A 26,334-nucleotide genomic window follows, 5' to 3' on the forward strand; every position below is an offset into this window, starting at 1 on the left:
TCGTCCGCTCGTGGCTCGCGTGGGGAAACGGTGTCGCTAGGACGCTGCGTCGGCCCGATTGTGGTGGCGACGTGTCAGCTGCTGCTGGTGATCACGCACGTCCTCCCCGGCCGCCGGTGAGGCCGTCCACCGTCCGTTGGTCTCCAGCACCCAGCATCGGGTGGTGGGATCAAGTGCGGAGGAGAAGATCTCGCCGAGTTCGCGGGTCAGGCGCTGATCGCGGACCTGCGCCATCACCTCGATACGACGGTCGAGGTTGCGGTGCATCATGTCGGCGCTGCCGATCCAGTACTCCTCGAGGGCCCCGAAATGCATGATCCGGGAGTGCTCGAGGAACTGTCCGAGGATCGATCGCACGGTGATCGTCTCGCTGACGCCGGGCATCCCCGGTCGCAGCGCACAGATGCCGCGCACCACGACATCGACGGGCACACCGGCCTGCGACGCCCGGTAGAGCGCGTCGATGACCTGTTCGTCGACCAGGGCGTTGGCCTTCAACTGGATCCGCGCCCGATCGTCGCCGGCGAGGTGACGCTCGATCTCGAGATTGATGCGCGCGATGATTCCGCGCCGCACCCCGTGCGGCGCCACCAACAGGTTGCGGTACTCGTGTTTGCGCGAGTAACCCGTCAACGTGTTGAACAGGTCGGTGAGATCCGCGCCGATGTCGGGGGCGGCGGTGAACAGGCCCACGTCCTCGTAGAGCCGAGCGGTCTTCGGGTTGTAGTTGCCGGTGCCGATGTGGCAGTAGCGGCGGATCGTCGACCCCTCCCGGCGGACCACAAGGCATGTCTTGCAGTGCGTCTTGAGACCCACCAGTCCGTACACGACGTGCACGCCGGCCTGCTCGAGCTGACGGGCCCACTTGATGTTGGCCTGTTCGTCGAAGCGCGCCTTGATCTCCACGAGCGCCACGACCTGCTTGCCGGCCTCGGCGGCGTCGATGAGCGCGTTGACGATCGGGGAATCGCCGGAGGTGCGGTACAGGGTCTGCTTGATGGCCAACACCTGCGGATCCGACGCCGCCTGTTCGATGAACCGCTGCACGCTGGTCGAGAACGAGTCGTAGGGGTGGTGCACGAGCACGTCGCCCTCACGCAGGGTCGCGAAGATGCTCTTGGGCGTCTCGCGTTCACCGAAGGCCGGGTGCGTCGCGGGGACGAACGGGCGGTCCTTGAGTGCGGGACGGTCGAGGCCGAACACCTGGAACAGGCACGACAGATCCAGCAGGCCCGGGACCTCGATGACGTCGGCGGGATCGACGTCGAGCTCGCGGAGCAACAGCTCGAGCATGTGCTCGCTCATGTCGTCGGCGACCTCGAGACGTACCGGCGAACCGAAGCGACGCCGGGCCAGCTCACGTTCGAGGGCCTGCAGCAGGTCCTCGTCGCGGTCCTCTTCCACCTCGAAGTCGGCGTTGCGTGTGATGCGGAAGACGTGGTGCTCGACGATCTCCATCCCGGGGAACAGGTGCTCGAGGTTCGCCGCGATGAGCGTCTCCATGGGCAGCAGGATGGTGCGCGGGGTCCCGTCGTCGTCCTGCGGCGGCATCAGTTTACCGACCTCGACGAAGCGACTCACGTTGTCGGGCACCTTCACACGGGCGAAGTGCTCGCCGCCCTCGGTGACGTCCTTGACGGTGACGGCGAGGTTCAGACTCAGTCCACTGATGTAGGGGAAGGGGTGTGCGGGGTCGACCGCGAGCGGGGTCAGGACCGGGAACACCTCCTCGTGGAAGTACTCCGACATCCGTGCACGCTCGTCGGCGCTGAGCTCGTCCCACGACATCACGTGGATGTTGTTCTCCGCCAACGCCGGACGCACCGAATCGAGGAACACCCGCGCGTGGCGCTCGGCGATGGTCTGGGTCCGTCTGGCGATCTTGAACAGTTGTTCGCGAGGGGACAACCCGTCGGCCGACCGCACCGACAGTCCGGTCTCGTCACGCCGTTTGAGCCCGGCGACGCGGACCATGAAGAACTCGTCGAGGTTGGAGGCGAAGATCGCGAGGAACTTGGCCCGGTCGAGCAGGGGCAGCGAGGTGTCCTCGGCCAGGGCCAGGACGCGCGAGTTGAAATCGAGCCAACTCAGTTCGCGGTTGAGGTAACGGTCGTCGGGGAGGTCGGCCGCCTCGTCGGGCAGCAGTGTCGCCGCGGGCGGTGCCGCGGGCAGCGTCGACGCCTCCGTCGTCTCCTCGTTCACCTCATCGGTCGGTGCGGGGGGCGGGGGCGAGACGTCGGTGTCCGACGCCCCTTCGGTGTGGGTGCTCTCCGGGGAACTCACGCGACCATCATGACGCATGAGGCGTCGGTGTCGCGCCCAGGGACGGCAGCGATCCGCCCTCGAGGACCCGTGCGGTCGCCGGGCCGACGCCCAGGGCGCGGGCCACGCGCAGATCGTCGACGGTGTCGACGTCTGCACGCAGATCGGGCCATCGATCCGGGTCACCGGCGGTCAGGTCGACCGCACCGCCGGCCCGATGGGCGGCCGCGGAGTCGAGACCGAAACGCGTCGTCACCTCGGCGGTGTCGGACAGGATCAACATCGCGGTGCCCGAACCCGACCGGTCGGGGACGAAGGAGCGGTCGTGTGCGGTCGACTTCGCCAGGACCTCGCGGAGATGCGCGGCGCGCACCGTCGGCAGGTCGGCCTGCAACACGATGACCCGCGTGCCGGGCGCCCGATCGGTGGCGGCGGCGATGCCCCGGGCGAATGCCCGGTTCAGCGGGCCCCCGTCGTGCGCCGGATCTCCGACACCGTCGAGTGCCCGCGGGCGGTCGCCGACGGCGCGGGCCCCGAGTTCGGCGACTGCGGCGGCCACGGCTGCGTCCGGGGTGACCACGACGACGTCGGCGGCGCCGGCCGCACGCGCCGCGACGACGGTGTCGGCCATCATCGCGAGGACGAGGTCTCGTCGTGCCCCGGCCGACAACACCGGCGACAGCCGCGACTTCGCGTCGGTCAGGTCTTTCACCGCCAGCACCGCGGCGAGGCCACGACCGTCCCCACCCGCACCGGCGCTTGCGCCGAGCGGGTCGGACCTCGTGGCCGACCGCCGAACCTGCATCCGCCCATGATGCGACCTCGACGGTGCACGGCGAGCACTAGGGTGGTGCGCGAGTGGCGCGAGACCGTGCCGCGGGGTCGTCGACGAGGAGGTCGTGACGTGCGCGCAGCGGTGATGGGTTCGGGGTCGTGGGGCACCGCGATGGCCGCGGTGCTGTGTGACGCCGGTACGCCGACCGTGCTGTGGGCACGGCGTCCCGAGCTCGCCGCCTCGATCACCGACGACCACGTCAACCCCGACTACCTGCCCGGGATCGAGCTGCCCGCATCACTGTCGGCGGTCAGCTCGGCGCGCGATGCGCTCGAGGGCGCCGAACTCGTGGTGTGTGCGGTCCCGTCACAGTCGTTGCGCACCAACCTCGCCGGGTGGCGTGACCAGATCGGTCCCGACGCCACGCTTCTCTCGTTGGCCAAGGGCGTGGAGAGCGACACCCTCAAGCGGATGACCGAGGTCATCGCCGAGGTGACCGGTGCCGCCGACGATCGTGTGGCGGTGCTCAGTGGCCCGAACCTCGCCCGCGAGGTCGCGCAGCGGCAGCCCGCCGCGACGGTGATCGCGTGCATCGACGAAGAGCGCGCACAGCGCGTCCAGGACGCCTGCAGCACCGCCTTCTTCCGGCCCTACACGAACACCGACGTCATCGGATGCGAGATCGGTGGGGCGGTCAAGAACGTGATCGCGCTGGCCTGCGGGATGGCCTCGGGGGCCGGGCTGGGCGAGAACACCCTGGCCTCGATCATCACCCGCGGACTGGCCGAGACCATCCGGCTCGGAGAGGCGCTCGGCGCGCGCGCGGAGACCTTCGCCGGTCTCGCCGGAGTCGGCGATCTCGTCGCCACCTGTTCGTCACCGCTGTCACGCAACCGGTCGTTCGGCTCCCGACTGGGCGAGGGCCGCAGCCTCGTCGAGGCGCAGGAGGCGACCAACGGACAGGTCGCCGAGGGCGTGAAGTCGTGTTCGTCGGTGCGCGCGCTGGCGGCGGCCCACGACGTGGAGATGCCGCTCACCGACGCGGTGCATCGCGTGTGTCACGACGGCCTCGGTGTGCACGAGGCGATCGTCGCGCTGCTCAGTCGCTCGACCAAACCGGAGTAGCCGTACTCGGCCGGGGTGGTCAGGACCCGAGGTCGATAGACGCGCGGGGGAGGATCCGGTCGAGGATGCGCGAGGTGTCTGCGATCGGGCCGTTGCCGGAATTGCTGGGCAGCCACAGCGCCACGTACGGGCGATGATCGACGGCCACCCACAGCGTTCCCTGCGCGTCGGGGTCGCCGCTGCCGGTGGCGAACCACTGGACCGGGTCGACCACCTGCAGGGCCGAGGTCGGCGCCAGATCGGCCGGTCGGTCCACCCCGCACCGCAATTGCACAGGACCGGCGGCGTCGCCGGTCGGCTGCCACTGCACGAGTCCGCCGGACTCGGAACGATCGTCGAAACCGGCGAACGTCGCCGGCAGCGCGGCGAGCAGTCTGGTGCAGTTCGCGTCGGCCGACTGCGGCGCGGTGGCAGACGCCAACGGCAACTTCTCGCCCGAGGAGTCGGTACGGAACGCCGCGATGGCGATGAACAGCACGATCACCATCACCGGGATGGTGACGAGTGTCGCGATGAGGGCAGGGCTTCGGCGGCCGGAGGCGTCGCTCACGAGGGCCGCGCGTCGGTGACCACCGGGCACGTCAGGGTGCGGGTGATGCCGTCGACCTGCTGGATCTGCGGGACCACGGTCGACGCGAGGTGGGCGGCGTCGTCGGTGTCGACGCGGACGATCACGTCGTAGGGACCCGAGACCTCCTCCGATGAGGCGACACCGTCGATCTCGGCGATGGCCTTCGCGGCCTGGGCGGCCCGGCCCACCTCGGTCTGGATCAGGATGAACGCCGCGACCATGACCTTCCCTTCGTCGGTGTCGACACCCGCACCGCGGACGCACGACCACCCCACGTGGGGTGGACCGAACCGCAGTCGCGGGTCACCCACCCTCGCGGGCGCTGAATAGACTGGCCCATTGTCACCGACAACCCGGCCGGTGCGCGAATCGCAGACCGGAGGGCTCGCAGTGGTGGGATCCGGTGAAACCGCTGCGCAACGGGCTGTCGACGGCTCCGTCGGAGGTGTCGGGCCCACCGTGGCAGAGGTCGGCGAGCGAGCCCTGATCGCCCGGTTGACCGCGGTCGCCGAACGGGCCGCGCCGCCCGACGCCGGTCGCGGCGACACGATCGTCGTGGGGCCGGGCGACGACGCGGCCGTGCTCGACCTCGCCGGTTCCCTGGTCGTCAGCACCGACAGCCTGGTGCAGGACAGGCACTTTCGCCTCGAGTGGTCGACGCCGGAGCAGATCGGCGCCCGCGCGGCGATACAGAGCTGTGCCGATGTCGCCGCCATGGGCGCGCGCAGCGTGGGCATCGTCGTGTCCATCGCGTGCCCGCCCTCGACGCCGGCCGTCGTCGTCCTCGGCATCGATCAGGGGATGAACGACGCCGCCGCGGGGTTCGGCGCTCGTGTGGTCGGCGGTGACCTCGTCGCGGCCGCGGAGATGGTGGTGACCGTCACCGTCTTCGGCAGCACCGATGGCCGCCCGCCCGTGCGACTCGCCGGTGCCGCGGTGGGCCAGACCGTCGCGGTCAGCGGTCCGCTGGGGTCATCGGCGGCCGGGCTGGCCCTCCTCGCCGGCGGCAACGACGATTTCCCGGAACTCGTTGCCGCGCATCGTGTCCCGATCGTCGACCTGCGGCAGGGGCCGGTCGCGGCGGCCGCCGGCGCGCGGGCGATGACCGACGTGTCCGACGGGCTCCTCGACGAGCTGGAGACCATGGCGGCCGGCAGCGGGGTGGCCGTCGAGATCGACACGGCCGCCATCCCGGCGCATCCGCGGCTGCGCGCCGCCGCCGACGCGGTCGGCGCGGACATGGCGCAGTGGCAGCTCGGTGGTGGAGAGGACCACCAGTTGCTCGCGACCTTCGACGGTGCACCGCCGGACGGCTGGACGGCGATCGGTGTGGTGGTCGCACCCGGCGACGGACCTCGCGTGCGGGTCGACGGAGCACCATCGCCCATCCGCGGCTGGCAGAGCTTCTGAGGCGTCGGCGGCCGGGAGACCGTAGGGATGGACGAGCCGGATAGATTGGCCCGGTGGCCATCTACGCACTCGACGACCGTGTCCCCGAACTCGCCGACGACGCCTACGTCCATCCTGACGCGACCGTGATCGGCGCGGTGACGCTCGGACCCGGGGTGTCGGTGTGGCCCGGCGCGGTCCTGCGCGGCGACTACGGCACCATCACCATCGGCGCGATGACGAACATCCAGGACGGCAGCGTCCTGCACTGCACGCCGATCCATCCCACGGTGATCGGTGAGCGGTGCGTCGTCGGACACAACGCGCACGTCGAGGGCGCGACGGTGGGCGACAACTGCCTGATCGCCTCGGGATCGGTGGTCCTCAACGGCGCCACCGTGGGCGACGGCGCGATCGTCGGGGCCGGCGCCGTGGTTCCGTTCGACTTCGTGGTGCCCTCGCGGGCGATGGCGCTCGGGGTCCCGGCGAAGATCCGCGCGGGGTTCGAGGTCGCCGAAGGCCACGTCGACCTCAACGTGGAGATGTATCACCACAACGCGAAGCACTTCCGCGAGCATCTACGGCGGATCGACTGATGGCGCCGGAGTCGTCGTCGGGCAGGCCGCTCGCCGAGCTCGTCGATCCCGGATGGGCCCGTGCACTCGCGCCGGTCGCCGACACCATCGCCGACATGGGTCGGTTCCTGCGCGACGAACTCGCCGCCGGTCGCCGGTACCTCCCACCGGGCGATCAGGTGTTACGCGCGTTCACCGCCCCGATGGACGACATCCGTGTGTTGATCGTGGGACAGGACCCGTATCCGACCCCGGGACACGCTGTAGGACTGAGCTTCTCGGTGGCCCCGGAGACGAAACCGGTACCGCGGTCGCTGAACAACATCTTCACCGAGTACTGCGACGACCTCGGGTTCCCGCGCCCCGCCTCCGGCGACCTGTCGCCGTGGAGTCGATCCGGTGTGCTCCTGCTCAACCGTGTGCTCACCGTGGCGCCCGGATCGCCGGCGTCCCATCGCGGGAAGGGCTGGGAGACGGTGACCGAACGCGCGATCAGTGCGCTGGTCGAACGGGACGCCCCACTCGTCGCGATCCTCTGGGGTAAGGACGCGGCCTCACTGCAGCAGTGGATGCCCGGCGTCCCGGCGATCACCTCGGCGCACCCGTCGCCGATGTCGGCGAGTCGAGGGTTCTTCGGATCGAAGCCGTTCTCCCGCGCGAACGCGGCGCTCGCCGAACTGGGTGCCGAACCGGTGGACTGGCGACTGCCCTGAGTGGGGCCCGCCGCGCGGTGGGCGTCAGCGCGCGGTGAAGTCGGGGCGGCGCTTCGCGACGAACGCGTCGACCCCCTCGATGCCGTCCCGGCCCCCGGCGAGGGCCGAGATCGACGCGGCCTCGGCCGCGAGCTGATCGCCGAGTGGTGCGGTGGCGCCGTCGGCGAGCAGTCGCCGCGCGGCACGCAGTGCCGATCGGGGACCGGAGGCGAGGGTGGTGGCCACCTCGACCGCGGTCGGCAGGACGTCGTCATCGGCGTCGACGACCTGCGACAGCAGGCCCATCTCGAGCGCATCGGGTGCGGTGACGACGGCGTCGGTGAGGATCAGACGACGTGCACGAGCCGCGCCGACAATGCGCGGCAGCGCCCACGTCATGCCGCCGTCGGGCGACAGACCGATGCCGGGGTAGGCGGCGCGCAGTGAGGTTCCCGGACCGCCGACGGCGATGTCGGAGTGACAGACGATGCTCATGCCCGCACCCGCCGCCCAGCCGCGGACGGCGGCGACCACCGGGGTGTCGGCATCGGCGAGCGCGAGGAGGAGACCGTGGAATCGTTCGGCGAGCGATGCGATGAAGGCGGAGCGGTCGGGCGCCGCGGCGAACGACCGCACGTCGCCGCCGGCGCAGAAGTTGGCGCCCGGCCCGTAGAGCAGGACTGCGCCCACGTCGAGGGACCCGGCGGCGACCTGCCGCAGCGCGGCGGTGCCCTGGTCGAGCCCGTCGGGATCGAGGGTGTTGCCGCCGCGTTCGGTGGAGATCCGGACATGCAGAACCCCGTCGACGACGCGCACGAGGTCGCGGTCGACGGGGTCTGTGTCCGGGGAGGTCATGGGAAGACCTCGGTCAGCCGCGCACGACCTTGCCGGCCTTCAGGCACGAGGTGCACACGTTCAGACGCTTCCGGTTACCCGGGGCGACCTGTGCGCGGACGGTCTGGATGTTGGGATTCCAGCGTCGGTTGGTACGGCGGTGCGAGTGGGAGACCGACTTGCCGAAGCCGGGGCCCTTGGCGCAGACGTCACAGACGGCAGCCATCGTCGAACTCCTCAGGTGTGGGAACAAAGCGTGGTGTCGGTGCGCGGCGACATGCGTCGAAACGGCCTCACGACAACCCTGCAAGGATAGCGGCATGAACCCGATGGGGCCAAATGACGCCGAGGCACGCGCATCGCGTGGCGCGGCGCCGGGGGAGGGGCGGTCGACCCCGATGGACCCGCGGTTGCTCCGCGACTGGACCGAGGAATGCGTCCGTGGGCTGACCGCGGTGCGCGGCGAGATCAACGACCTCAACGTGTTCCCCATCCCCGACTCCGACACCGGCAGCAACATGCTGCACACCATGACCGCGGCCGCCGCGGCCTGCGCGGTCGCCCCGTCCGACGCCGACGCCCCCGAGGTGCTGCGGCGGGCGGCCGACGGCGCGGTCGGTCAGGCCCGCGGCAACTCGGGGATCATCCTGTCGCAGGTGCTGCTGGGCCTCGCCGACGCCGCCGGCATCGACGCCGTCGACGGTCACGTGTCCTTCAACCGGCTGTGGACCTCGGGGCTCGGACTCGCCGCCCTGGCCGCGACCCGCGCGGTGAGCGAACCCCGCGAGGGCACCGTCCTCACGCTGCTGCGCACGGCGGCCGCGGCCGCCGTCGGGGTCGCCGACGCGACCCCCGCCGACCTCGCGCGCGCCGTCGCCGACACCTGTGCCGACGACCTGGAACGGACCACCGAGCAACTGCCCGAACTGGCCCGCGCCGGGGTGGTCGATGCCGGTGGCCGCGGTCTGCTCGTGCTCTTCGACTCGATGGTCAAGGTGCTCACCGGCGTCTCGGCGCAACGCCGGCGTTACCAGGGGGTGCTCGCCGGGGGCGGCGACCCGGTCGGCCACGCGCCGTCGGGGGACGGGTGCGACGCCGTCGGATCCGACATGGACTACGAGGTCATGTACATCCTCGGCGGCGCGGTCGCCGACCGGATCCCGGTCCTCCGGTCGACGCTGGAGTCTCTCGGCGACGCCGTTGTCATCGTCGGTGACAGTTCTCAGTCGAGCGGCGAACGCTTCTCGGTGCACGTGCACACCGACGACCCCGGAGCCGCCGTCGAGGCCGGTCTCGCCGCGGGCGACGTCGCCGACATCAGGATCAGCTGCTTCGTGCTCGACGCCCACCGCGCGGCCACCGGTCCTGACGACCGACTGCCGAGCCGCCACCGCGGGGTCGTCGCGGTGGTCACCGGCGACGGAGCCGCAGAGTTGTTCGCCGACGCCGGGGCGCGCGTGGTGCGTGCCGACGACGGACTCGACGCCGCGACGCTCGCCCGCGCGATCGTCGAGCTCGACGCCGCCCACGTGGTGGTGATGGCCAACGGCGCCATCCCGGCCCAGGACCTGGTGACCGTCGCCGCCGACGCACGGTCGGCGCACCGTGCGGTGGTGTTCCTCCCGACCCTGTCGATGGTGCAGTGTCTCTCGGCGCTGGCCGTACACGATCTGTCGGCCGACGCCGACGCCGACGCCTACGCGATGGCCGAGGCGGCGGCCTCGACCCGGCGCGGCTCGGTGACCACCGCCACCGAACCCGCCCTCACGCTCGCCGGGACGTGCGAGCCGGGAGATCTGTTGGGGCTCATCGGGGTCGACGTGTTGGTGATCGGTCCCGACCAGCTCGCCGCGGCCACCGCCCTGGTCGACCTCATGCTCGGCACCGGTGGCGAACTCGTCACCGTGCTCGCCGGCGCCGACATCGGCCCCGATGTGCTCGACGGCCTCGAACGCCATGTGGCCACGGCACATCCGGGGGTCGAGTTCGTCTCCTATGCCTCGGGGCAGGCCGGTGAGGTGCTGCAGGTGGGGGTCGAATGAGCGTCCGGACCGACGACCCGTTGGGCGGTCTGCTCGGCGATGCGGCGGCCGCGACGTTCGCCGAGGAGATCGGTGTGCACACCGTCGGTGAGCTGATCCGGTACATCCCGCACCGCTACGTCAAACAGGGGCAGCTCTCCGCGGAGTCGCGACCCGAGGCCGGCGAGTGGGTGACGCTGGTGGCACGCGTGGAACGCGCCGACATGCGCTCGATGAAGTCCCGCAAGGGAAAGATGTTGGTGGTCAAGGCGACCGACGGATCGCAGTCGTTCAGCGTCACGTTCTTCAACCCCTACGCGATCGCCCGCGCCCTGACCCCCGGCGTGCGGATGATGGTCGCCGGCACGGTCGGGTACTTCAACAACACCATGCAGTTGACGCACCCGAACTGGATGGTGCTGCCCGACGAGGCCGGCGGGGTCGACTCGGTCGGATCGGCGATGATGTTGTCGATGGCAGGCGACGCCGCGCGCTCGACGGCGCCGTCGGAGGACACCGGATCCGCCGACCTCGGCGAGTTCGACCGGCCGTTCATCCCGGTCTATCCGGCCACCAAAGCCCTGCAGACATGGGACATCTGGCGCGCGGTGCGCACCGCCCTCGATGCCGTCGACACCGTCGAGGACCCCTTGTCCGACACCCAGCGCGACGCGCGCGGCCTCATCGCCGCCGACGCTGCGCTACGAGCCATCCACCTCCCCGAGACCTCCGACGAGATCGACGCCGCCCGAACACGTCTGACGTTCGACGAGGCGTTGGCGCTGCAGGTGGCGTTGGCGCGGCGGCGGTTCGCCGATTCCGGTCGCACCGGCCCCACCTGCGGTCACGTCGAGAACGGGCTCGAGGACGCACTGCGGGCGCGGCTGCCGTTCACCCTCACCGACGGACAGCAGACCGTCATCGGTGAGATCTGCGACCAGCTCGGGTCGGGGGAGCCGATGAGCCGGCTGCTGCAGGGTGAGGTGGGCTCGGGCAAGACCCTGGTCGCGCTCCTCTGCATGCTCCGGATGATCGACAACGGCTACCAGTGCGCCCTGCTGGCCCCGACCGAGGTGCTCGCCGCCCAGCACCACCGCACGCTCACGACCATGCTGGGCGGTCTGGCCCGGGCCGGTGAACTCGACGCCGAGGACCCCGCGACACGCGTGACACTGCTGACCGGGTCGATGAAGACGGCGGGCAAGCGTGCGGCGTTGCTCGAGGCCGTCACCGGCACCGCCGGGATCGTCATCGGCACCCATGCCCTGCTCGAGGACCGTGTGGAGTTCGTCAACCTCGGCCTCGTGGTGGTCGACGAGCAGCACCGTTTCGGGGTCGAGCAGCGGGACACACTGCGCTCCCGCCGCCGCGACGACCTGGTCCCGCACATGCTGGTGATGACCGCGACACCGATCCCGCGAACGGTCGCGATGACCGTGTACGGCGACCTCGACACCTCCACCCTGCGTGAACTGCCCGCGGGGCGCCGCGCGATCACCACCAACGTGGTGCCCCAGTACCTGCCGAAGTTCGAGAGCCGGCTGTGGGAGGTCGTCGACGAGGAGGTCGGCGCGGGCCGCCAGGTCTACGTCGTCTGTTCTCGCATCGGTGACGACGGCACCGCGGCGGGCGCGAAGTCGGAGGAGCGCGAGCAGCGCGGCCAGGGGATGCCCACCCGTTCGGCGGTGGAGATGTTCGCCGAGATCACCTCCGGCCCCCTGGGCCGCCACCGCGTCGAGCTGCTGCACGGTCGACTGCCCGCCGAGGAGAAGACCGAGGTGATGGACGCGTTCACGCGCGGCGAGATCGACATCCTGGTCTCGACGACGGTCGTCGAGGTCGGTGTCGACGTGGCGAACGCGACCACGATGGTCATCGTCGACGCCGAACGCTTCGGGGTGAGTCAGCTCCACCAGCTCCGCGGTCGCGTGGGACGTGGCGGACTGCCCGGTCGGTGCTTCCTGCGGACGGCCACGAAACCGGGGTCGCCGGCGATGGAACGGTTACGGGCCGTCGAGGCGTCCAATGACGGATTCGAACTCGCTCGGATCGATCTGATCGCACGCAGGGAAGGAGACGTCCTCGGTGCCCTGCAGTCCGGAGAGTCGTCGTCGCTGCGGTTCCTCTCACTCATCGACGACGTCGACGTCATCGCCGACGCCCGGGTGTTGGCCGCCGAGATCGTGCCCGGTGACATCACACTGGCCCGCCACCGGCCGCTGGCCCTGCTGGTCGAATCGGTCCTCGGACCGTCGCGCGCGGAGTTCCTCGCCAAACCCTGACCACGCGTACCGCTCGCGGATGGCGCGATGACCGGCCGGATGGCGTTGTCGGTGCGCGCGTGGGTGTCGTTGATCGCGTGGGTGGCGATCACCGTCACCGTCGCCACGATCGCGGTGTGGCCGTCGGAGCCGTCGGCGCCGCATCGCGACATCTCCGCGATACGGACCGCGCTCGCCGCGGTGCCGGTGGTGGCGCACCGCGCCCGGCCGGAGCACTACGACCGCGCGGCATTCGGGACGGCCTGGGCCGACGGTTCCGACGCCCAGGACGCGGGCAACGGCTGCGACACCCGCAACGACATCCTCGACCGCGATCTGCGCGACAAGACCTATGTCGAGGTCGCGTCGTGTCCGCGGGCGGTCGCCGGCGGTGAACTGCGCAGTCCTTACACCGGCGAGTGGATCGACTTCCGGCGCGGGCGTGGCAGCGGCGCCGACGTCCAGATCGACCACATCGTGCCGCTGTCCTACGCCTGGGACATGGGTGCCGCCGGCTGGGATCCAGCGACGCGGTTGCGTTTCGCCAACGACCCCGCCAACCTCGTCGCGGTCGACGGGGACTCGAACCAGGACAAGAGCGACTCGCCGCCGTCGGCATGGATGCCGCGACGGGCATCCTTCGCCTGCCAGTACGCGGTGCAGTTCGTGACCGTTCTCGTGACCTATCGGCTCTCGGTGGACGCGGGGTCGGTCCCGGTGCTGCGTCGATCACTCGACCGCTGCTGACCGGGGACGATGCCCCCGCGTTAGGCTTGTGCGATGAGCGCACCCACCGCCGACGCCGCGGTCGCCCGCCCCACCGGCCCGCCCGCGACGACACCGTCGGTGGCCGACGCCGGTGATCCGATCACCGCCGCCGTGCACGCCGCGGCCGGCGCCGCGAAGGCGGCCGCACGGGTGCTCGCCCGCCAGACCACGACGACCAAGAACGGTGTGCTGCTCGCCGCGGCCGACGAACTCCGCGCACGGACCGCCGAGATCCTCGCCGCGAACGCCCACGACATCGACCGCGCCCGCGCCGCCGGGACCGCCGACAGCCTGCTCGACCGGCTCCGGCTGACCGAGGCGCGGGTCGAGGCGATCGCCGACGGCCTGCGTCAGGTCGCGACCCTGCCCGACCCCGTCGGCGACGTGGTGACGGGCAAGACGCTGCCCAACGGGCTGATGCTGCGTCAGGTCCGGGTCCCGCTCGGCGTGATCGGCATGGTCTACGAAGCACGTCCGAACGTCACCGTGGACGCTTTCGGTATCGCCCTGAAATCGGGTAACGCCGTGCTGCTGCGCGGATCCTCGTCGGCGGCGCGGTCGAACGCCGCCTTGGTGGGCATCCTGCGCGAGGTGCTCATCCGCGCCGGTCTACCCGCCGACATCGTGTCGTTGCTGTCGTCGGACGACCGCGCGAGTGTCACCGCGCTGATCCGGGCCCGTGGGCTCGTCGACGTCGTGATCCCCCGCGGCGGAGCAGGTCTCATCGACGCCGTGGTGCGCGACGCGACCGTGCCGACGATCGAGACCGGTACCGGCAACTGTCACGTCTACGTCACGGCGTCGGCGGATCTCGATGTCGCCGAGAGCATCGTCGTGAACTCCAAGACGCGTAGGCCCAGCGTCTGCAACACCGCCGAGACCGTCCTGATCGACGCCGCCGTCGCCGACGTCGCGTTACCGAGACTCGTCTCGGCGCTACAGGCGCACGGCGTGGTGATCCACGGTGACGAACCGGGTATGGAACCGGCCGGCGACGCCGACTGGTCGGAGGAGTACCTCTCCCTCGACATCGCGGTGAAGGTGGTCTCCGGGATCGACGAGGCGATCGCCCACATCGACCGCTACGGCACCGGCCACACCGAGGCCGTCGTCACCACCGATCTCGCGCTGGCGAGCGAGTTTACCGAACGGGTCGACGCCGCGGCGGTGATGGTGAACGCGTCGACGGCGTTCACCGACGGCGAGCAGTTCGGCTTCGGTGCCGAGATCGGTATCTCCACCCAGAAACTGCACGCGCGGGGTCCGATGGGTCTGCCCGAACTCACCTCCACGAAGTGGATTGTGTGGGGCCAGGGACAGACGCGCCCGTGACCGACACCTCAGCCACCACCACGCCGCCCGGGCTCGGCGGCCCGGCCGTCTCGCCGGTCTTCACCGACACCGACGACGTCCGCACCCGGCTCGCCGCGACGGGTTATCTCGCCGACACCGCCACCGCGACCGCGGTGTTCCTCGCCGACCGTCTCGGCAAGCCGCTGCTCGTCGAGGGTCCGGCCGGCGTCGGCAAGACCGAACTGGCGCGGGCGATCTCGCAGACGTCGGCGGCCGAACTCGTTCGGCTGCAGTGTTACGAGGGCATCGACGAATCCCGCGCACTCTACGAGTGGAACCACGCCAAGCAGATCCTGCACATCCAGTCCACCGGTCAGCGCGGGTGGGACGAGACGAAGGCCGACATCTTCTCCGCGGAGTTCCTCCTGCCACGGCCGTTGCTGCGGGCCATCTCCCGCACCGACCCGACCGTGCTGCTGATCGACGAGGTGGACAAGGCCGATGTCGACGTCGAGGGGCTGCTCCTCGAGGTGCTCAGCGACTTCGCCGTCACCATCCCCGAGATGGGAACCGTTGCCGCGGTGCGCCGCCCGATCGTGCTGCTGACCTCGAACGCAACCCGCGAACTCTCCGAGGCGCTCAAGCGCCGGTGTCTGTACCTCTACATCGACTTCCCCGATCCGACGCGGGAGCGCGAGATCCTCGCCTCACGGGTACCTGGACTGTCGGACGCGATCGCGCGCGAGATGATCCGCGTGATCGGGGTGCTGCGGTCGCTGGACCTGCGCAAGAAGCCGTCGGTGGCCGAGACCATCGACTGGGGTAACACGCTGCTGGCGTTGGGGATCGGGGAGAAGCCGCGTGGTCGGCTCGACGACGAGGTGATCTCGCGCACCCTGGGCGTGGTCCTCAAGCACCGCCCCGACCTGAAGGCCGCGGCGGCGGAGTTGAAGCTCGACCGATGACCTCGCCCCTCGTCGGTCGCCTGCGAGGTGGGTCGCGCCGCGGCGACGTCGGTGCTCATCTCGTCGACCACCTCACCGGGTTCGTCGACGACCTGCGTGACCGGGGGATCGTGGTGGGGCCGGCCTCGTTGATCGACGCCGCGTGCGCGACGGAGGTCCTGGATCTGCTCGACCGCAACGGATTTCGCGAGGGACTGGCCTGCACGCTGGTCACCGACCACACCCAGCGCCCCGTGTTCGACGCGGTGTTCGACCTGTGGTTCCCGCTGGGGACCGGCACGCGGACCACCGACCTCGAACTGCCCACCGACGACTCCGGTGCGGTCGACATCGATGCGGTGCGCCAGATGGTCGCCGAGATGCTCGCCGACGGCGACGCGGAGGACGACGGGCGCCTGGCGCAGTTGATCTCGCTGATCGTCGACCAGATCGGCGGCTATCGCTCGACCCGTGGTGACGCGTTCTCGACCTACCAGGCGATGTCGACGATCCGCCCGCAGACCTTGATCGCCCGGATCGCCGCGGCCATGGCGGCGGCGTCGGATGACGACGCGGATGGTGGTGTGGGACCGCGCTATCGGCGTTCGGCCGCCGACCGGGTGGGTCGTTTCGGTGATCTGGTGTCGGAGGAGACGCGGCGCCGGATGACCGAGCGGTCGGGTCGAGAGCGTGTGGGGGAGTATGCCGTCCCCACGTTGCCGGAGAACATCTCGTTCCTCTCCGCCGGTCGCGCGGAGATGATCGAACTGCGTCGCACCGTCGACCCGCTCGCGCGTCTGCTCGCCGCGAAGCTCGAGGTGCGTCGCCGTCGGGCACGGCGGGGTGTCGTCGACATCCGCAAGACACTGCGTGCCTCGATGTCGACCGGCGGCGTACCGATCGACCTCACCTTCCGTCGCCCACGCCCCGGCCGGCCGGAGCTCGTCATCCTGTGTGACGTGTCCGGCTCGGTGTCGGGGTTCTCCCAATTCACGTTGCAGCTCGTCCACGCGCTGCGACAGCATTTCTCGGCCGTGCGGGTGTTCGCGTTCGTCGACACCGTCGACGAGGTGACCGACTACTTCAGCAGGCGTCCCGACGACATCGACATCTCGACCGCGGTGACCGAGATGCTGCACAACGCACGGCTGATCACCCGCGACGGCCATTCCGACTACGGGCATGCCCTCGCCGGGTTCGTCGACGACCACATCGAGTCGCTCACCCACCGTGGCGCGCTGCTCGTCCTCGGCGACGGCCGCAACAACTATCACGACCCGCGATTCGGGGCGTTGCGCACGTTGGTCGACCGTGCCCGCCACGCCTACTGGCTGAACCCCGAATCCGAGTCGCTGTGGGACACCGGTGATTCGGTCGCGCAGGACTACGCGTCGATCATCGAGATGCACGAATGCCGCAACGCACGCCAGTTGGCGCAGGTCATCGCCGACCTGCTGCCGGTCTGATCGTGTCGGTTCCCCCGGTGGTCGGGCACGTAGACTCCGCAGACATGCCCGAGATCCGTCCGACCACACCGGTCGAGTCGACCGCACCGGTCGGTGCTCGTCGACGGCGTCGGGTCGGCGTGATGGGCGGCACCTTCGACCCCATCCACAACGGGCACCTGGTCGCCGCGAACGAGGTCGCCGACCGGTTCGCTCTCGACGAGGTCATCTTCGTCCCGACCGGCCGCCCGTGGCAGAAGTTGTCCGATGAGAAGAAGTCATCGGGCGAGAAGAACGCAGCGGGCGACAAGAAGGCAGCGGGCGAGCGGGGGCTTCGCCACGGTGGGTCCACGGTGGCCCCCGCAGTCAGCCCGGCCGAGGATCGCTATCTGATGACGGTCATCGCGACCGCCGCCAATCCGCGGTTCTCGGTGAGCCGCGTCGACATCGAACGCCAGGGCGACACCTACACCGTCGACACCCTGCGCGACCTGTCTCGGCTGCACCCCGATTCCGACCTGTACTTCATCACCGGTGCCGACGCGCTCAGTTCGATCCTGACGTGGCACGACTGGGAGGAACTGTTCGCGCTGGCGCGTTTCGTCGGGGTCAGTCGCCCGGGGTACGAACTCGGTGCCGCGCACCTGGGCACCCACCTCGAGACCCTGGCGCCCGACGCGTTGCATCTCATCGAGGTTCCCGCGCTGGCGATTTCGTCGACCGACTGTCGCGACCGTGCGGCGCAGGGGCGGCCCGTCTGGTACCTCGTGCCCGACGGCGTCGTGCAGTACATCAACAAGCGGCGCCTCTACCGTGTGTCGCGCCCCGAGTCGCGCGGGGTGTCGGGCCCGTCGGCCGATCCCGACGGTGCCGTCCACCCCTCGGCCGTGCACCCCGCGGCGGCCGACCCCACCGACACACCCCGAGTTCCACCGTCTTCGAGAGGACACCTGTGACAGCCACACCCGAGGCACTCGCGATGGCGAAGGTCGCCGCCGACGCCGCCTCCGACAAGCTCGCCGAGAACGTCACGATCATCGACGTCTCCGAACAGCTTGTCATCACCGACCTGTTCGTGATCGCCTCGGCGGGCAACGAGCGTCAGGTGGGAGCCATCGTCGACGCGGTGGAGGAGAAGCTCCGCGAGGTCGGCCACAAGCCGCTGCGCCGCGAGGGTGCCCGGGAGGGCCGGTGGACCCTGCTCGACTATTCCGAGATCGTGGTCCACATCCAGCACAGCGAGGAGCGCGAGTTCTACGCCCTCGACAGCCTGTGGAAGGACTGCCCCGTGGTCGATCCCGAGACCCTCGCGTGAGTGGACCCGACACCGGGGACAGTTCTTCCGAGCGGATGACCCCGGTCGTGCGTCGCCTGATCCTGTTGCGGCACGGACAGACCGACTACAACGCCGCGAGCCGTATGCAGGGTCAGCTCGACACCGATCTGTCCGAGGTCGGCGTCGCCCAGGCGCGCGCGGCGGCCCGGGTGCTCGCCCGGCGGTCCCCGCGTCAGATCATCTCCTCGGATCTGCGGCGCGCGTTCGACACCGCGAAGGCCCTCGCCGACGTTGTCGATCTGCCGATCACCACCGACCGGCGACTGCGGGAGACCCATCTCGGGGAGTGGCAGGGGCTGACCCATCACGAGGTCGACGACCAGATGCCCGGGGCCCGCCGCGACTGGCGCGACGACTCCACGTGGCGTCCGCCGCAGGGCGAGAGCCGCGTCGACGTCGCCGAGCGTTCCATCCCGGTCGTGACCGAACTGGTCGACGGCTTGCCCGACTGGGGCAGTGGTCCCGACGCGGACAACCCGGTGGTGCTGGTCGCCCACGGTGGGGTCATCGCGGCCATGACGGCAGGCCTGCTGGGGCTGCCGCAGCGGTCGTGGCCGGTCTTCGGTGGGCTGGCCAACACCAGTTGGGTCCAGCTCAGTGGGCACGGTGACGCCCCGGTGTGGCGGTTGGACGTCTGGAACGCTTCGGCGGAGGTCGCCGACGCCGCCGTGCAGTGACGCAGTCGCCTCGCGATCGGGACCGCCTGCTGGTGCTGTCGGATTCGCTCGCCTACTACGGACCCGAGGGCGGGTTGCCCGCGGATGATCCGCGCATCTGGCCGACCATCGCCGCCGACGGGGTGGGGTTGCGGTCGGAGCTCTTCGGTCGGATCGGGTGGACCACCCGCGACGTCTGGTGGGCCATCACCCAGGATCCGCGGATCTGGGCGGCCATCCCGTCGGCCCGGGTCGTGGTGATCGCCATCGGTGGCATGGACACGCTGCCGTCGCCGTTGCCGACCGCGCTGCGCGAGCAGATCCGCTACCTGCGCCCGTCGTGGCTGCGCCAGGCGGCGCGTACCGCGTACGGGCGTCTGCAGCCGTTGCTGTCGCCGCTGGGGTGGCCGGTGGCGTTGCCTGCGCCGGTGACCGTGGAGTACCTCGAGAAGATCCGTGCCGCGTTGGCGATGGTGCGCCCCGATCTCCCGGTCATCCTGTGTCTGCCCTCGACGCACAGCAGTCCCTACTACGCGTTCGTGCACGGTGCCCGCGCGCGCCACACCAGCACGATGCGGCGGTGGGCGGCCGACCACGCGGTGCCGACGGTCGACTTCTACCCGGTGACCGCGGCGCACTTCGCCGCCGAGGACCGCGACGCCGGCCCGCTGGCGATGATCGCCGCCGACCACAATCCCGACGGCATCCACTGGGGATTCGCGTGCCACACCGCCATCGGTGCGCTCGTCACCGACGCCGTCCGCGCGGCGATGGGCGACGATCGGACGGTGTCGGCACCGCCGACACCGCGCTGAGCCGCGCCCCCTACGCTGGGCGGCGTGACCGTGGTGGTGGTGACCGATTCCTCGGCGCGGTTACCCGCGCCGATCCGTCAGCACTACGACATCCGCCAGGTGCCGCTGCACGTGATGAACGGCGATCTCGACCTGGCCGAGGACGTCGACGACATCGGTCCCGAGATATACAACGACCCGACCACCACCACCTCCGGTGCCGTGCCCGCCGATCTGGCCGCGGCGTTCGACCAGGCGGTCGCCGACAGCGGCGACGACGGTGTCGTGGCGGTCCTCATGAGCAGGCGACTGAGCGGCACGTGGGGTTCGGCGCGGGTCGCCGCGGAGAAGTTCCCCGGGCGGGTGCGGGTCGTCGACTCGCGGTCGGTGGGTCTCGCCGTCGGGTTCGCGGCCATCGCCGCCGCGCAGGCCGCCGCCGCGGGAGCCGACCTCGACCGCGTGTACGAGGCGGCCATCCGCACCGGGTCGACCAGCGAGACCCTGCTGTGCGTCGCACAACTCGACAACCTCCGCGCCAGCGGCCGGATCGGCGCGGCGACGAAACTCTTCGGGTCGGCGCTGTCGATCAAACCGGTGCTGCGGGTGGTCGACGGCACGCTGGTCGTCGCCGAACGGCAACGCACCCTGAGCAAGGCGATCGCCAAACTGGTCGACGCCGCCGTGGCCGCGACCCATCGTCGCCCCGCCACAATCGGTGTCCTGCACTGTGAGGCGCCCGACGCGGCCGCCGACATCGTCGCCCGGATCGGCGAACGCGTCCGCACCGTCTCGGTCATCACCTCCGACATGGGACCGGTGCTCAGCAGCCACGTCGGCAGCGGCGCCGTGGGCGTCGTGGTCAGCACCGAACTCGATCCGGTCGAAGGGTACGAGACCCCGGTCTGAGGGATCCGTCCACAGCTGGGTGTCCATCCACAGCCGAGGTGGTCACGCCGCGTCGTGAGCCGTCGAGTCCGCCGTGTCGGTCCTAGCGTCATGCCATGGCACTCAGCTCCCGGTCACCGCATCGTGTCGATGGTCTCGCGCGCCTGCAGTCTCCCACCGCGCCGTGGGCGAGGTTGGGCGACGACGTCGTGTCGGGACCCGATCTCGACCTCGACGACCCCGTTCGCGTCCCGGGGCGGCAGTCAGAGCACCCCGATGTCTCGACGCGACAACCCGATGGCGTCGGCGGGTATCCGGACGGTGGCACGGTCCGTCCCGACGACGTGTTCGACGCTGACGAGCTCCCGCGATCACCTCGGTGGGACCGGCCGGCGACGCCGCGGTGGCTCGACCCGTCCGCCGACATCGACGACGACATCGGTGACGCCGCCCCACGACCCCGTCCTCGTGGTCGGCGTCGTCGTGGGCTGCTGGTGGCACCACCGGCGGCGATCGCGCTGGTGGTGATCGGGGTACTCGCGTGTGTGGTCACCGTGTACACCGTCGTGTCGGGCTCGTCGGACGACGTACCGACCGTCGTCGCGTTCCCCTCCAGTGCCGGTGCGGCCGCACCGTCTGATCGTGACACTCCGGGCGCCGCCGCCCGGACCCCCTCGCGCACTGCACAACCGCCGTCGTCGGGGGCTCCCGCCGCCGCGGGCGCCCCCGTGGTGGTGAGTGTCGTCGGTCTGGTGCGCACGCCAGGACTGGTACATCTGTCGGCGACCGCGCGGATCGCCGATGCCGTCGCCGCCGCCGGTGGCGGTCGCCCGGGCGCCGACCTCCTCAGCCTGAACATGGCGCAGCCGGTGCGCGACGGAGATCAGATCCTCGTCGGGTTCGCCGATCCGTCCGGTGGGACACGATTGCGCAGCGCCGTCGTGTCGGGCGGAGGCGGTGGTGCGTCGACCGCGGCGACGCCCGGTGCCCGGTCGCCGGGTGCCGCCGCCGGCACGCCCTCTGCGGGGGCTGAGGGCCCATCGGCGGCGGGAGTCGTGGACCTCAACGCCGCCGACGAGGCGGCGCTGGACACCCTGCCCGGCGTCGGCCCCGTCACCGCGGCCGCGATCATCGAATGGCGCACGCGCAACGGGCGGTTCACCTCCGTCGACCAGCTCGCCGAGGTCGACGGGATCGGCCCGGGCCGCCTCGCCAAGCTCCGCGACCGGGTCAGCGTCGGGGCGGGGTGACGACCGACCCCGACCCCGTGTCCGCGGTCACCGACCTCCGGTTGATCGCCCCGGCGGTGGGGTGCTGGGCTGTCACCGTCGTCGGGGTGGTCGCGCCACCGGTCGTGACCGGATCGGTCGCCGCGGTCTGTGGTGTCGCCGCCGGTGTGTCGACGGTGGCCGTGCGCCGCGGGGGTCACCGACCGGCGGTGGCCGAGGTGTTGCTGGTCCTCGTCGCCACCGCGGGCATCACCGCCGGGTTCGGTTCGGCGATCACGATCCGTGCGGCGTACATCGCGGCGAGTCCCATGGCCGCCCCAGAACTCGTCGGTCACAAGGTGACCGCGGGGATGACCGTCGTCGACGACGCGCGGACCCTGCGCGGGCCGGGGCCACCCCGGGTGAGGATCGCTGTGCGCGCGGCGCCGGTGCGGTCGGGCGGTGCCCCGGTCGCCGCGACCTTGACCGCACCGGAGGAAGGATGGGCCGACCTGGTCCCGGGTCAGCGGGCGGTCGCCGTCGTCGCGGTCGACCGTCCGTACCGCTCCGACCTCACCGCCGCGGCCCTGCGCGCCACCACCCCACCTCAGGCGGTGGTTCCGCCACCGCGACACCAGATCTGGGCCACCGCGGTACGAACGCGTCTGGCGGGTCTCGCCCGACGACAGCTGCCCGCCGCGGAATCGGGCCTGCTGCCCGGGCTGGTGGTGGGCGACACCGAGGGCCTCCCCGACGATGTCGTCGACGAGTTCCGTACCGCCGGCCTGACACACCTCGTCGCGGTGTCGGGTGCGAACTTCGCGATCATCGCCGGTGCGGTGCTTCTCGTGCTGCGGGTCTGCGGCACGCCACGGACGCCCGCGGCGCTGCTCACGATGGCGGTACTCGGCTGTTTCGTCGTGGTGGTGCGGCCGTCGCCGTCGGTGGTGCGCGCGGCGCTCATGGGTCTCGTCGCCCTGATCGCGCTCGTCGCCGATCGGCGGACCGCCGCGGTGCCTGCCCTGGCGGTGGCGGTGCTCGGTGTCCTGATCATCTGGCCTGCGATGGCCGTCGACCCGGGCTTCGCGTTGTCGGTCGCGGCGACGGCGGGCCTCATCGCACTCGCGCCGCCGATACGAACCTGGTTGTGCGACCGAGGGTGTCCCCGCGTCCTTGCCGAGCTCCTGGCGGTGGCGACGGCAGCGCAGATCGTCACCGTCCCGTTGGTGGTGATGATCTCGGGTTCGATCGGGCCCGTCGGAGTGCTCGCCAACATCGCGGTCGCTCCCGCGGTACCGCTCATCACCGTGCTGGGGACCGTGGCCGCGGCGGTGGCCGGGGTGTCGACCGTGTCCGCGGCGGTGTTGATCCGTCTGTGCGAGCCGTCACTGTGGTGGATGCTCCACGTCGCCGACGTGGCCGCACGCGCGCCCGGGGCGACGATCACGGTTCCCGACGGCGTCGTCGGCGCGCTCATGGCGGCCGCGGTCGTGGTGGGTGTCGTGCTGGTGGTGCGCTGGGCCGCCGGCGCGATCTCGCGTGCGGCGCGCGGTTCGCCTCCGAGGGAGCGGCGCGGGTGGCCCGCTCTCCGCCGGTGGGTTCCTGTCCGCTGGTGGTTCGCTGTCACGGCGGTCTGGCAGCATGACCGACGTGAGCGACCGACTGCATCTCCTGCTGGGCGACGACGACTTCCTGGTCGAACGCGCCACGGCCGCCGTCCGCGTCGAGGCGATCGCCGCGGCGGGGGGCGCGGACCTGCCGGTGACCCGCGTGCGCGCCGGTGACGTCAGCGAACACGAACTGGCGGAATTGCTGAGTCCGTCGTTGTTCGCCGACGAACGAATGGTCGTGGTGGAGGCGGCCGGGGAGGCAGGCAAAGAGCCCGCCGCGGCGATCACGTCGGCGGCCGAAGAGCTCCCCGAAGGCATCACACTGGTGGTGGTCCACTCCGGTGGTGGTCGGGCGAAGTCGATGGTCGCCGCGCTGCGCAAGGCAGGTGCCCGCACGCACGACTGCGTGGGCTCGACCCGGGTCGGTGATCGCATCGACTTCGTGAAGAAGGAGTTCGCGTCGCACGGGGTGCGGGTGGGAAACGACGTCGTCACCCTGGTCGTCGAGGCCGTCCGCGCCGATCTCCGTGAGCTCGCCGCCGCGTGCAGTCAGCTGGTGTCCGACACCGGCGGGAAGGTCGATGCCGCGGCGGTCGCCACCTACTACTCGGGTCGTCCCGAGGTCACCGGGTTCGAGATCGCGGACTGCGCGGTGACCGGTGACCGTGCAGGCGCGCTGGAGGCGTTGGCGTGGGCGGGTCACCACGGGGTCCCGCACGTGTTGCTCGCCGATGCGTTGGCCGAGGCCGTGCACGGTATCGCCCGGGTGAAGAGTGTGGGTGGTCGCGACCCGAACTCCGCCGCCGCAGAGCTCGGCATGCCGCCGTGGCGGGTACGCAAGGTGCAGTCGCAGGCCCAGGCCTGGGATGCCCCCTCGATCGCGCGGGCGATGTCGGTGGTCGCGACGCTCAACGGTGACGTGAAGGGCCAGGCCGCCAACGCCGATTACGCGCTGCAGCGTGCGGTCGCCGAGGTGGCCGAGCTCAAGCCGTCGGTCGCCCGCCGCTGAGTCTCTCCACGTGCGTCGGGACACGAAAAACCCCGGACAATCCGAGAAGGACCATCCGGGGCTGCACTCACCGTGGACGTACCCGCGAGGGTGCGTCGGGGTGAATCAGAGCTTGTTGAGCGAGAGCGCCATGGCCGACTTCTTGTTGGCGGCCTGGTTCGCGTGGATGACACCCTTGCTGGCGGCCTTGTCGAGCTGACGGCCGGTGGCGGCGAGCAGCTCGGTCGCCTTCTCCTTCTCGCCGGCGTCGATGGCCGCGCGGAAGTTGCGGAGTGCGGTCCGCAGCGCCGACCGGACCGACTGGTTACGCCGACGGGCGACCTCGTTGGTCTTGTTGCGCTTCACCTGCGACTTGATGTTTGCCACGCGTCACTACCTCTTGATCTTCGATGCGGCGCCCGGTCGGGGTGCGCATCAGTTGCGGAAATCTCTGTCTCGTACTGCGAAGAATGTGGTGATCCCTCACCTGCTCTCGTCGGCGAGTCCGGACCAGCCGGACATGCCATGAGCACCAGCGATGGACATTACCGCACGCTGCGGTGACCGCCCAAATCCGCGAGCCGTCCGAGCAGCGCCCGCGAGGGGTACGTGATGTCCGATACAGTCGGCTGCGATGTCCTTTTCCCCGGGTTCGACCGCTTTCGCGGCGGTGTCTGCCACCCCAGTGCGGCCTTCTCGTCTCGCGACCCGATGAACCGTCCCACCGTCGTCATCCACGTGGGCCTGCCCAAGACCGGCACCACCTATCTGCAGGATCGACTGTGGCGCAACCGCGACACAGCCATGCGGGTCGGCGGCCTGCTCTACCCCGGGGTGGAGATCAGCGACCATTTCCATGCCGCGGTGCACCTGCAGCCGGAGCGGTACCTCGACTGGGTCGACCCCGCGCACGCCGACGCATGGGGGCGGATGGTCGCCCAGATGCGCGCGTGGCCGGGCACCTCGCTGGTGTCGCACGAGCTGTTCGCCACCGCCACCTCCGAGCAGGTGCGGCGGGTGCTCGGCGACCTCGACTTCGCCGACGTCCACGTGGTCGCGACCGTGCGTGACCTCGCGCGTCAGCTGCCGTCGGTGTGGCAGGAGAACGTCAAGAACCAACACACCAGCACCCTCGGCGAGTTCATCGAGTCCCTTCGCCACGACCCGGTGGACCGCCAGGAACCGTTCTGGGAGTTCCAGGATTTCGAGCGCATCCTGCGCACATGGGGCGACGGGCTGCCGGCCGAGCGGATCCATCTCGTCACCGTGCCGCGATCCGGTTCGGCCCCGCCCGCGTCGCTGTGGGATCGGTTCACCTCGGTTCTCGGGGTCGACGGCGCCGCCCTCGACATCCCGGTGCCGCCGAGCAACGCCGCCCTCGCCCCGGCGCAGGTGGAACTCCTGCGGCGACTCAACACCCATCTGCAACCCGACACCGTCGCGTGGAATCGCTACGAGTGGGCGGTCAAGCGGCACCTCGTCGGCGACATCCTCTTCGCCACCCCCGACCGCCGAGGCCGGACCCTGACCGCCGCTCAGTCGCGGTGGGCGTCGGAGCGTTCCGAGGCGATGATCACCGCCGTCGAGGACGCGGGCTTCGACATCGTCGGCGACACCGGCGATCTCCGCGTCGTCGCCACTGCCGTCGCCGACACCGATGCCGGGGCGACAGGGGAGCCGACGCCGGAGGAGACCCTCGATGTGGCAGCCGCCGCGCTGGCACGGATCCTCGCGACGATGCCGATGCCCACACCGCGTCGCGGGGTGCGCTCGCGCGTGGGGTCGGTGGTGCGCGGTGGTCGACGGAGGGCCGCCGCCGTGGCGTTGCGCCGCCGCGCCCGGTGACCGCCGCGTAAACACCGTTTCCACCTGCGACGCGACCCCGCGTCGACGGCAACCTCC

26 protein-coding genes are annotated in these 26,334 nt (G+C 70.8%); 19 read left to right on the forward strand and 7 right to left on the reverse strand.

Annotated features, from left to right (window positions below):
- Nucleotides 1-36: 36 nt before the first annotated feature.
- Entirely contained in the window at nucleotides 37-2,202 is a 2,166-nt protein-coding gene (locus tag ACLBW1_RS15615) for an RNA degradosome polyphosphate kinase (protein ID WP_447812987.1), read from the reverse strand.
- Nucleotides 2,203-2,290: 88 nt separating this feature from the next.
- On the reverse strand, nucleotides 2,291-3,067 hold the full coding sequence (gene cofC, locus ACLBW1_RS15620; protein ID WP_447812717.1) for a 2-phospho-L-lactate guanylyltransferase: 777 nt from the start codon (nucleotides 3,065-3,067) through the stop codon (nucleotides 2,291-2,293).
- Nucleotides 3,068-3,166: 99 nt separating this feature from the next.
- Between cofC and ACLBW1_RS15625 the strand changes: the two genes are divergently transcribed.
- Nucleotides 3,167-4,162: an NAD(P)H-dependent glycerol-3-phosphate dehydrogenase gene (locus ACLBW1_RS15625; protein ID WP_447812718.1), complete on the forward strand. Its 996-nt coding sequence runs from the start codon at nucleotides 3,167-3,169 to the stop codon at nucleotides 4,160-4,162.
- A gap of 19 nt (nucleotides 4,163-4,181) precedes the next feature.
- Here the strand turns inward: ACLBW1_RS15625 and ACLBW1_RS15630 are convergent, their stop codons facing one another.
- Nucleotides 4,182-4,712 carry a DUF3515 domain-containing protein gene (locus ACLBW1_RS15630; RefSeq protein WP_447812719.1) on the reverse strand — a complete coding sequence of 177 codons (531 nt, stop codon included), beginning with the start codon at nucleotides 4,710-4,712 and terminating at the stop codon, nucleotides 4,182-4,184.
- Nucleotides 4,709-4,954 carry an Lrp/AsnC ligand binding domain-containing protein gene (locus ACLBW1_RS15635; RefSeq protein WP_447812988.1) on the reverse strand — a complete coding sequence of 82 codons (246 nt, stop codon included), beginning with the start codon at nucleotides 4,952-4,954 and terminating at the stop codon, nucleotides 4,709-4,711. The genes ACLBW1_RS15630 and ACLBW1_RS15635 overlap by 4 nt, the downstream gene beginning before the upstream one ends.
- Nucleotides 4,955-5,192: 238 nt before the next feature.
- Between ACLBW1_RS15635 and ACLBW1_RS15640 the strand changes: the two genes are divergently transcribed.
- From ACLBW1_RS15640 to ACLBW1_RS15650, 3 genes are read left to right on the forward strand one after another with little or no spacing between them, the layout of a single operon-like run.
- Nucleotides 5,193-6,143, forward strand: a complete 951-nt coding sequence (locus ACLBW1_RS15640; protein WP_447812720.1) for a thiamine-phosphate kinase — start codon at nucleotides 5,193-5,195, stop codon at nucleotides 6,141-6,143.
- Between the two features lie 53 nt (nucleotides 6,144-6,196).
- Nucleotides 6,197-6,718: a gamma carbonic anhydrase family protein gene (locus ACLBW1_RS15645; RefSeq protein WP_447812721.1), complete on the forward strand. Its 522-nt coding sequence runs from the start codon at nucleotides 6,197-6,199 to the stop codon at nucleotides 6,716-6,718.
- The gene (locus ACLBW1_RS15650) at nucleotides 6,718-7,410 is read left to right on the forward strand and encodes a uracil-DNA glycosylase (RefSeq protein ID WP_447812722.1); all 693 of its coding nucleotides are present in this window, start codon (nucleotides 6,718-6,720) and stop codon (nucleotides 7,408-7,410) included. The genes ACLBW1_RS15645 and ACLBW1_RS15650 overlap by 1 nt, the downstream gene beginning before the upstream one ends.
- Nucleotides 7,411-7,434: 24 nt before the next feature.
- Here ACLBW1_RS15650 and ACLBW1_RS15655 read toward each other — a convergent pair whose 3' ends face one another.
- Nucleotides 7,435-8,244, reverse strand: coding sequence for an enoyl-CoA hydratase/isomerase family protein (locus ACLBW1_RS15655; protein ID WP_447812723.1), 810 nt, complete (start codon nucleotides 8,242-8,244; stop codon nucleotides 7,435-7,437).
- Between the two features lie 13 nt (nucleotides 8,245-8,257).
- The gene (rpmB, locus tag ACLBW1_RS15660; RefSeq protein ID WP_045823212.1) at nucleotides 8,258-8,449 is read right to left on the reverse strand and encodes a 50S ribosomal protein L28; all 192 of its coding nucleotides are present in this window, start codon (nucleotides 8,447-8,449) and stop codon (nucleotides 8,258-8,260) included.
- A 172-nt stretch (nucleotides 8,450-8,621) separates the two neighbouring features.
- Between rpmB and ACLBW1_RS15665 the strand changes: the two genes are divergently transcribed.
- The 14 genes from ACLBW1_RS15665 (at nucleotide 8,622) to holA (ending at nucleotide 24,453) form a co-directional block, all read left to right on the forward strand.
- The gene (locus ACLBW1_RS15665; RefSeq protein WP_447812989.1) at nucleotides 8,622-10,265 is read left to right on the forward strand and encodes a DAK2 domain-containing protein; all 1,644 of its coding nucleotides are present in this window, start codon (nucleotides 8,622-8,624) and stop codon (nucleotides 10,263-10,265) included.
- Nucleotides 10,262-12,526 carry an ATP-dependent DNA helicase RecG gene (gene recG, locus ACLBW1_RS15670; RefSeq protein WP_447812724.1) on the forward strand — a complete coding sequence of 755 codons (2,265 nt, stop codon included), beginning with the start codon at nucleotides 10,262-10,264 and terminating at the stop codon, nucleotides 12,524-12,526. Before ACLBW1_RS15665 ends, recG begins: the two co-directional genes overlap by 4 nt.
- Nucleotides 12,527-12,553: 27 nt before the next feature.
- Nucleotides 12,554-13,252 (forward strand): HNH endonuclease family protein, encoded by a 699-nt coding sequence (locus ACLBW1_RS15675; protein ID WP_447812725.1) that lies wholly within the window; start codon nucleotides 12,554-12,556, stop codon nucleotides 13,250-13,252.
- Nucleotides 13,253-13,285: 33 nt separating this feature from the next.
- On the forward strand, nucleotides 13,286-14,605 hold the full coding sequence (locus ACLBW1_RS15680; protein ID WP_447812726.1) for a glutamate-5-semialdehyde dehydrogenase: 1,320 nt from the start codon (nucleotides 13,286-13,288) through the stop codon (nucleotides 14,603-14,605).
- Complete coding sequence (locus tag ACLBW1_RS15685; protein ID WP_447812727.1) at nucleotides 14,602-15,531, forward strand: AAA family ATPase; 930 nt, start codon at nucleotides 14,602-14,604, stop codon at nucleotides 15,529-15,531. Before ACLBW1_RS15680 ends, ACLBW1_RS15685 begins: the two co-directional genes overlap by 4 nt.
- The gene (locus ACLBW1_RS15690; protein ID WP_447812728.1) at nucleotides 15,528-16,976 is read left to right on the forward strand and encodes a vWA domain-containing protein; all 1,449 of its coding nucleotides are present in this window, start codon (nucleotides 15,528-15,530) and stop codon (nucleotides 16,974-16,976) included. Before ACLBW1_RS15685 ends, ACLBW1_RS15690 begins: the two co-directional genes overlap by 4 nt.
- 122 nt (nucleotides 16,977-17,098) lie before the next feature.
- Nucleotides 17,099-17,911 carry a nicotinate-nucleotide adenylyltransferase gene (gene nadD, locus ACLBW1_RS15695; protein WP_447812990.1) on the forward strand — a complete coding sequence of 271 codons (813 nt, stop codon included), beginning with the start codon at nucleotides 17,099-17,101 and terminating at the stop codon, nucleotides 17,909-17,911.
- The gene (gene rsfS / locus ACLBW1_RS15700; RefSeq protein ID WP_045823206.1) at nucleotides 17,908-18,270 is read left to right on the forward strand and encodes a ribosome silencing factor; all 363 of its coding nucleotides are present in this window, start codon (nucleotides 17,908-17,910) and stop codon (nucleotides 18,268-18,270) included. The genes nadD and rsfS overlap by 4 nt, the downstream gene beginning before the upstream one ends.
- A 35-nt stretch (nucleotides 18,271-18,305) precedes the next feature.
- Nucleotides 18,306-18,968, forward strand: a complete 663-nt coding sequence (locus ACLBW1_RS15705) for a histidine phosphatase family protein (protein WP_447812991.1) — start codon at nucleotides 18,306-18,308, stop codon at nucleotides 18,966-18,968.
- Complete coding sequence (gene octT, locus ACLBW1_RS15710) at nucleotides 18,965-19,762, forward strand: diglucosylglycerate octanoyltransferase (protein ID WP_447812729.1); 798 nt, start codon at nucleotides 18,965-18,967, stop codon at nucleotides 19,760-19,762. The genes ACLBW1_RS15705 and octT overlap by 4 nt, the downstream gene beginning before the upstream one ends.
- Before the next feature lie 24 nt (nucleotides 19,763-19,786).
- A complete protein-coding gene (locus ACLBW1_RS15715; protein WP_447812730.1) occupies nucleotides 19,787-20,647 on the forward strand; it encodes a DegV family protein in 861 nt (286 codons plus the stop codon).
- Nucleotides 20,648-20,742: 95 nt separating this feature from the next.
- Complete coding sequence (locus ACLBW1_RS15720) at nucleotides 20,743-21,876, forward strand: ComEA family DNA-binding protein (RefSeq protein ID WP_447812731.1); 1,134 nt, start codon at nucleotides 20,743-20,745, stop codon at nucleotides 21,874-21,876.
- The gene (locus tag ACLBW1_RS15725) at nucleotides 21,873-23,618 is read left to right on the forward strand and encodes a ComEC/Rec2 family competence protein (RefSeq protein ID WP_447812732.1); all 1,746 of its coding nucleotides are present in this window, start codon (nucleotides 21,873-21,875) and stop codon (nucleotides 23,616-23,618) included. The genes ACLBW1_RS15720 and ACLBW1_RS15725 overlap by 4 nt, the downstream gene beginning before the upstream one ends.
- On the forward strand, nucleotides 23,527-24,453 hold the full coding sequence (gene holA / locus ACLBW1_RS15730; protein WP_447812992.1) for a DNA polymerase III subunit delta: 927 nt from the start codon (nucleotides 23,527-23,529) through the stop codon (nucleotides 24,451-24,453). The genes ACLBW1_RS15725 and holA overlap by 92 nt, the downstream gene beginning before the upstream one ends.
- Nucleotides 24,454-24,558: 105 nt before the next feature.
- On the opposite strand, the gene rpsT is transcribed toward holA, so the two are convergent.
- The gene (rpsT, locus tag ACLBW1_RS15735) at nucleotides 24,559-24,819 is read right to left on the reverse strand and encodes a 30S ribosomal protein S20 (protein ID WP_447812733.1); all 261 of its coding nucleotides are present in this window, start codon (nucleotides 24,817-24,819) and stop codon (nucleotides 24,559-24,561) included.
- Between the two features lie 324 nt (nucleotides 24,820-25,143).
- Here rpsT and ACLBW1_RS15740 point away from each other — a divergent pair, with 324 nt between their 5' ends.
- Nucleotides 25,144-26,277, forward strand: a complete 1,134-nt coding sequence (locus ACLBW1_RS15740; RefSeq protein ID WP_447812734.1) for a sulfotransferase family protein — start codon at nucleotides 25,144-25,146, stop codon at nucleotides 26,275-26,277.
- Nucleotides 26,278-26,334 lie beyond the last annotated feature (57 nt).

The organism is Williamsia sp. M5A3_1d, from assembly GCF_053345315.1.

Excerpts from the sequence above, each read along its gene's own strand:
- ACLBW1_RS15680 (WP_447812726.1), top strand. The coding sequence starts at position 13,286 with ATGAGCGCACCCACCGCCGACGCCGCGGTCGCCCGCCCCACCGGCCCG.
- ACLBW1_RS15720 (WP_447812731.1), top strand. The coding sequence starts at position 20,743 with ATGGCACTCAGCTCCCGGTCACCGCATCGTGTCGATGGTCTCGCGCGC.
- rpmB (WP_045823212.1), bottom strand. The coding sequence starts at position 8,449 with ATGGCTGCCGTCTGTGACGTCTGCGCCAAGGGCCCCGGCTTCGGCAAG.
- ACLBW1_RS15650 (WP_447812722.1), top strand. The coding sequence starts at position 6,718 with ATGGCGCCGGAGTCGTCGTCGGGCAGGCCGCTCGCCGAGCTCGTCGAT.
- nadD (WP_447812990.1), top strand. The coding sequence starts at position 17,099 with ATGGGCGGCACCTTCGACCCCATCCACAACGGGCACCTGGTCGCCGCG.
- ACLBW1_RS15690 (WP_447812728.1), top strand. The coding sequence starts at position 15,528 with ATGACCTCGCCCCTCGTCGGTCGCCTGCGAGGTGGGTCGCGCCGCGGC.
- ACLBW1_RS15655 (WP_447812723.1), bottom strand. The coding sequence starts at position 8,244 with ATGACCTCCCCGGACACAGACCCCGTCGACCGCGACCTCGTGCGCGTC.
- recG (WP_447812724.1), top strand. The coding sequence starts at position 10,262 with ATGAGCGTCCGGACCGACGACCCGTTGGGCGGTCTGCTCGGCGATGCG.
- ACLBW1_RS15705 (WP_447812991.1), top strand. The coding sequence starts at position 18,306 with ATGACCCCGGTCGTGCGTCGCCTGATCCTGTTGCGGCACGGACAGACC.
- cofC (WP_447812717.1), bottom strand. The coding sequence starts at position 3,067 with ATGCAGGTTCGGCGGTCGGCCACGAGGTCCGACCCGCTCGGCGCAAGC.
- ACLBW1_RS15635 (WP_447812988.1), bottom strand. The coding sequence starts at position 4,954 with ATGGTCGCGGCGTTCATCCTGATCCAGACCGAGGTGGGCCGGGCCGCC.
- ACLBW1_RS15740 (WP_447812734.1), top strand. The coding sequence starts at position 25,144 with ATGAACCGTCCCACCGTCGTCATCCACGTGGGCCTGCCCAAGACCGGC.
- ACLBW1_RS15675 (WP_447812725.1), top strand. The coding sequence starts at position 12,554 with ATGACCGGCCGGATGGCGTTGTCGGTGCGCGCGTGGGTGTCGTTGATC.
- ACLBW1_RS15665 (WP_447812989.1), top strand. The coding sequence starts at position 8,622 with ATGGACCCGCGGTTGCTCCGCGACTGGACCGAGGAATGCGTCCGTGGG.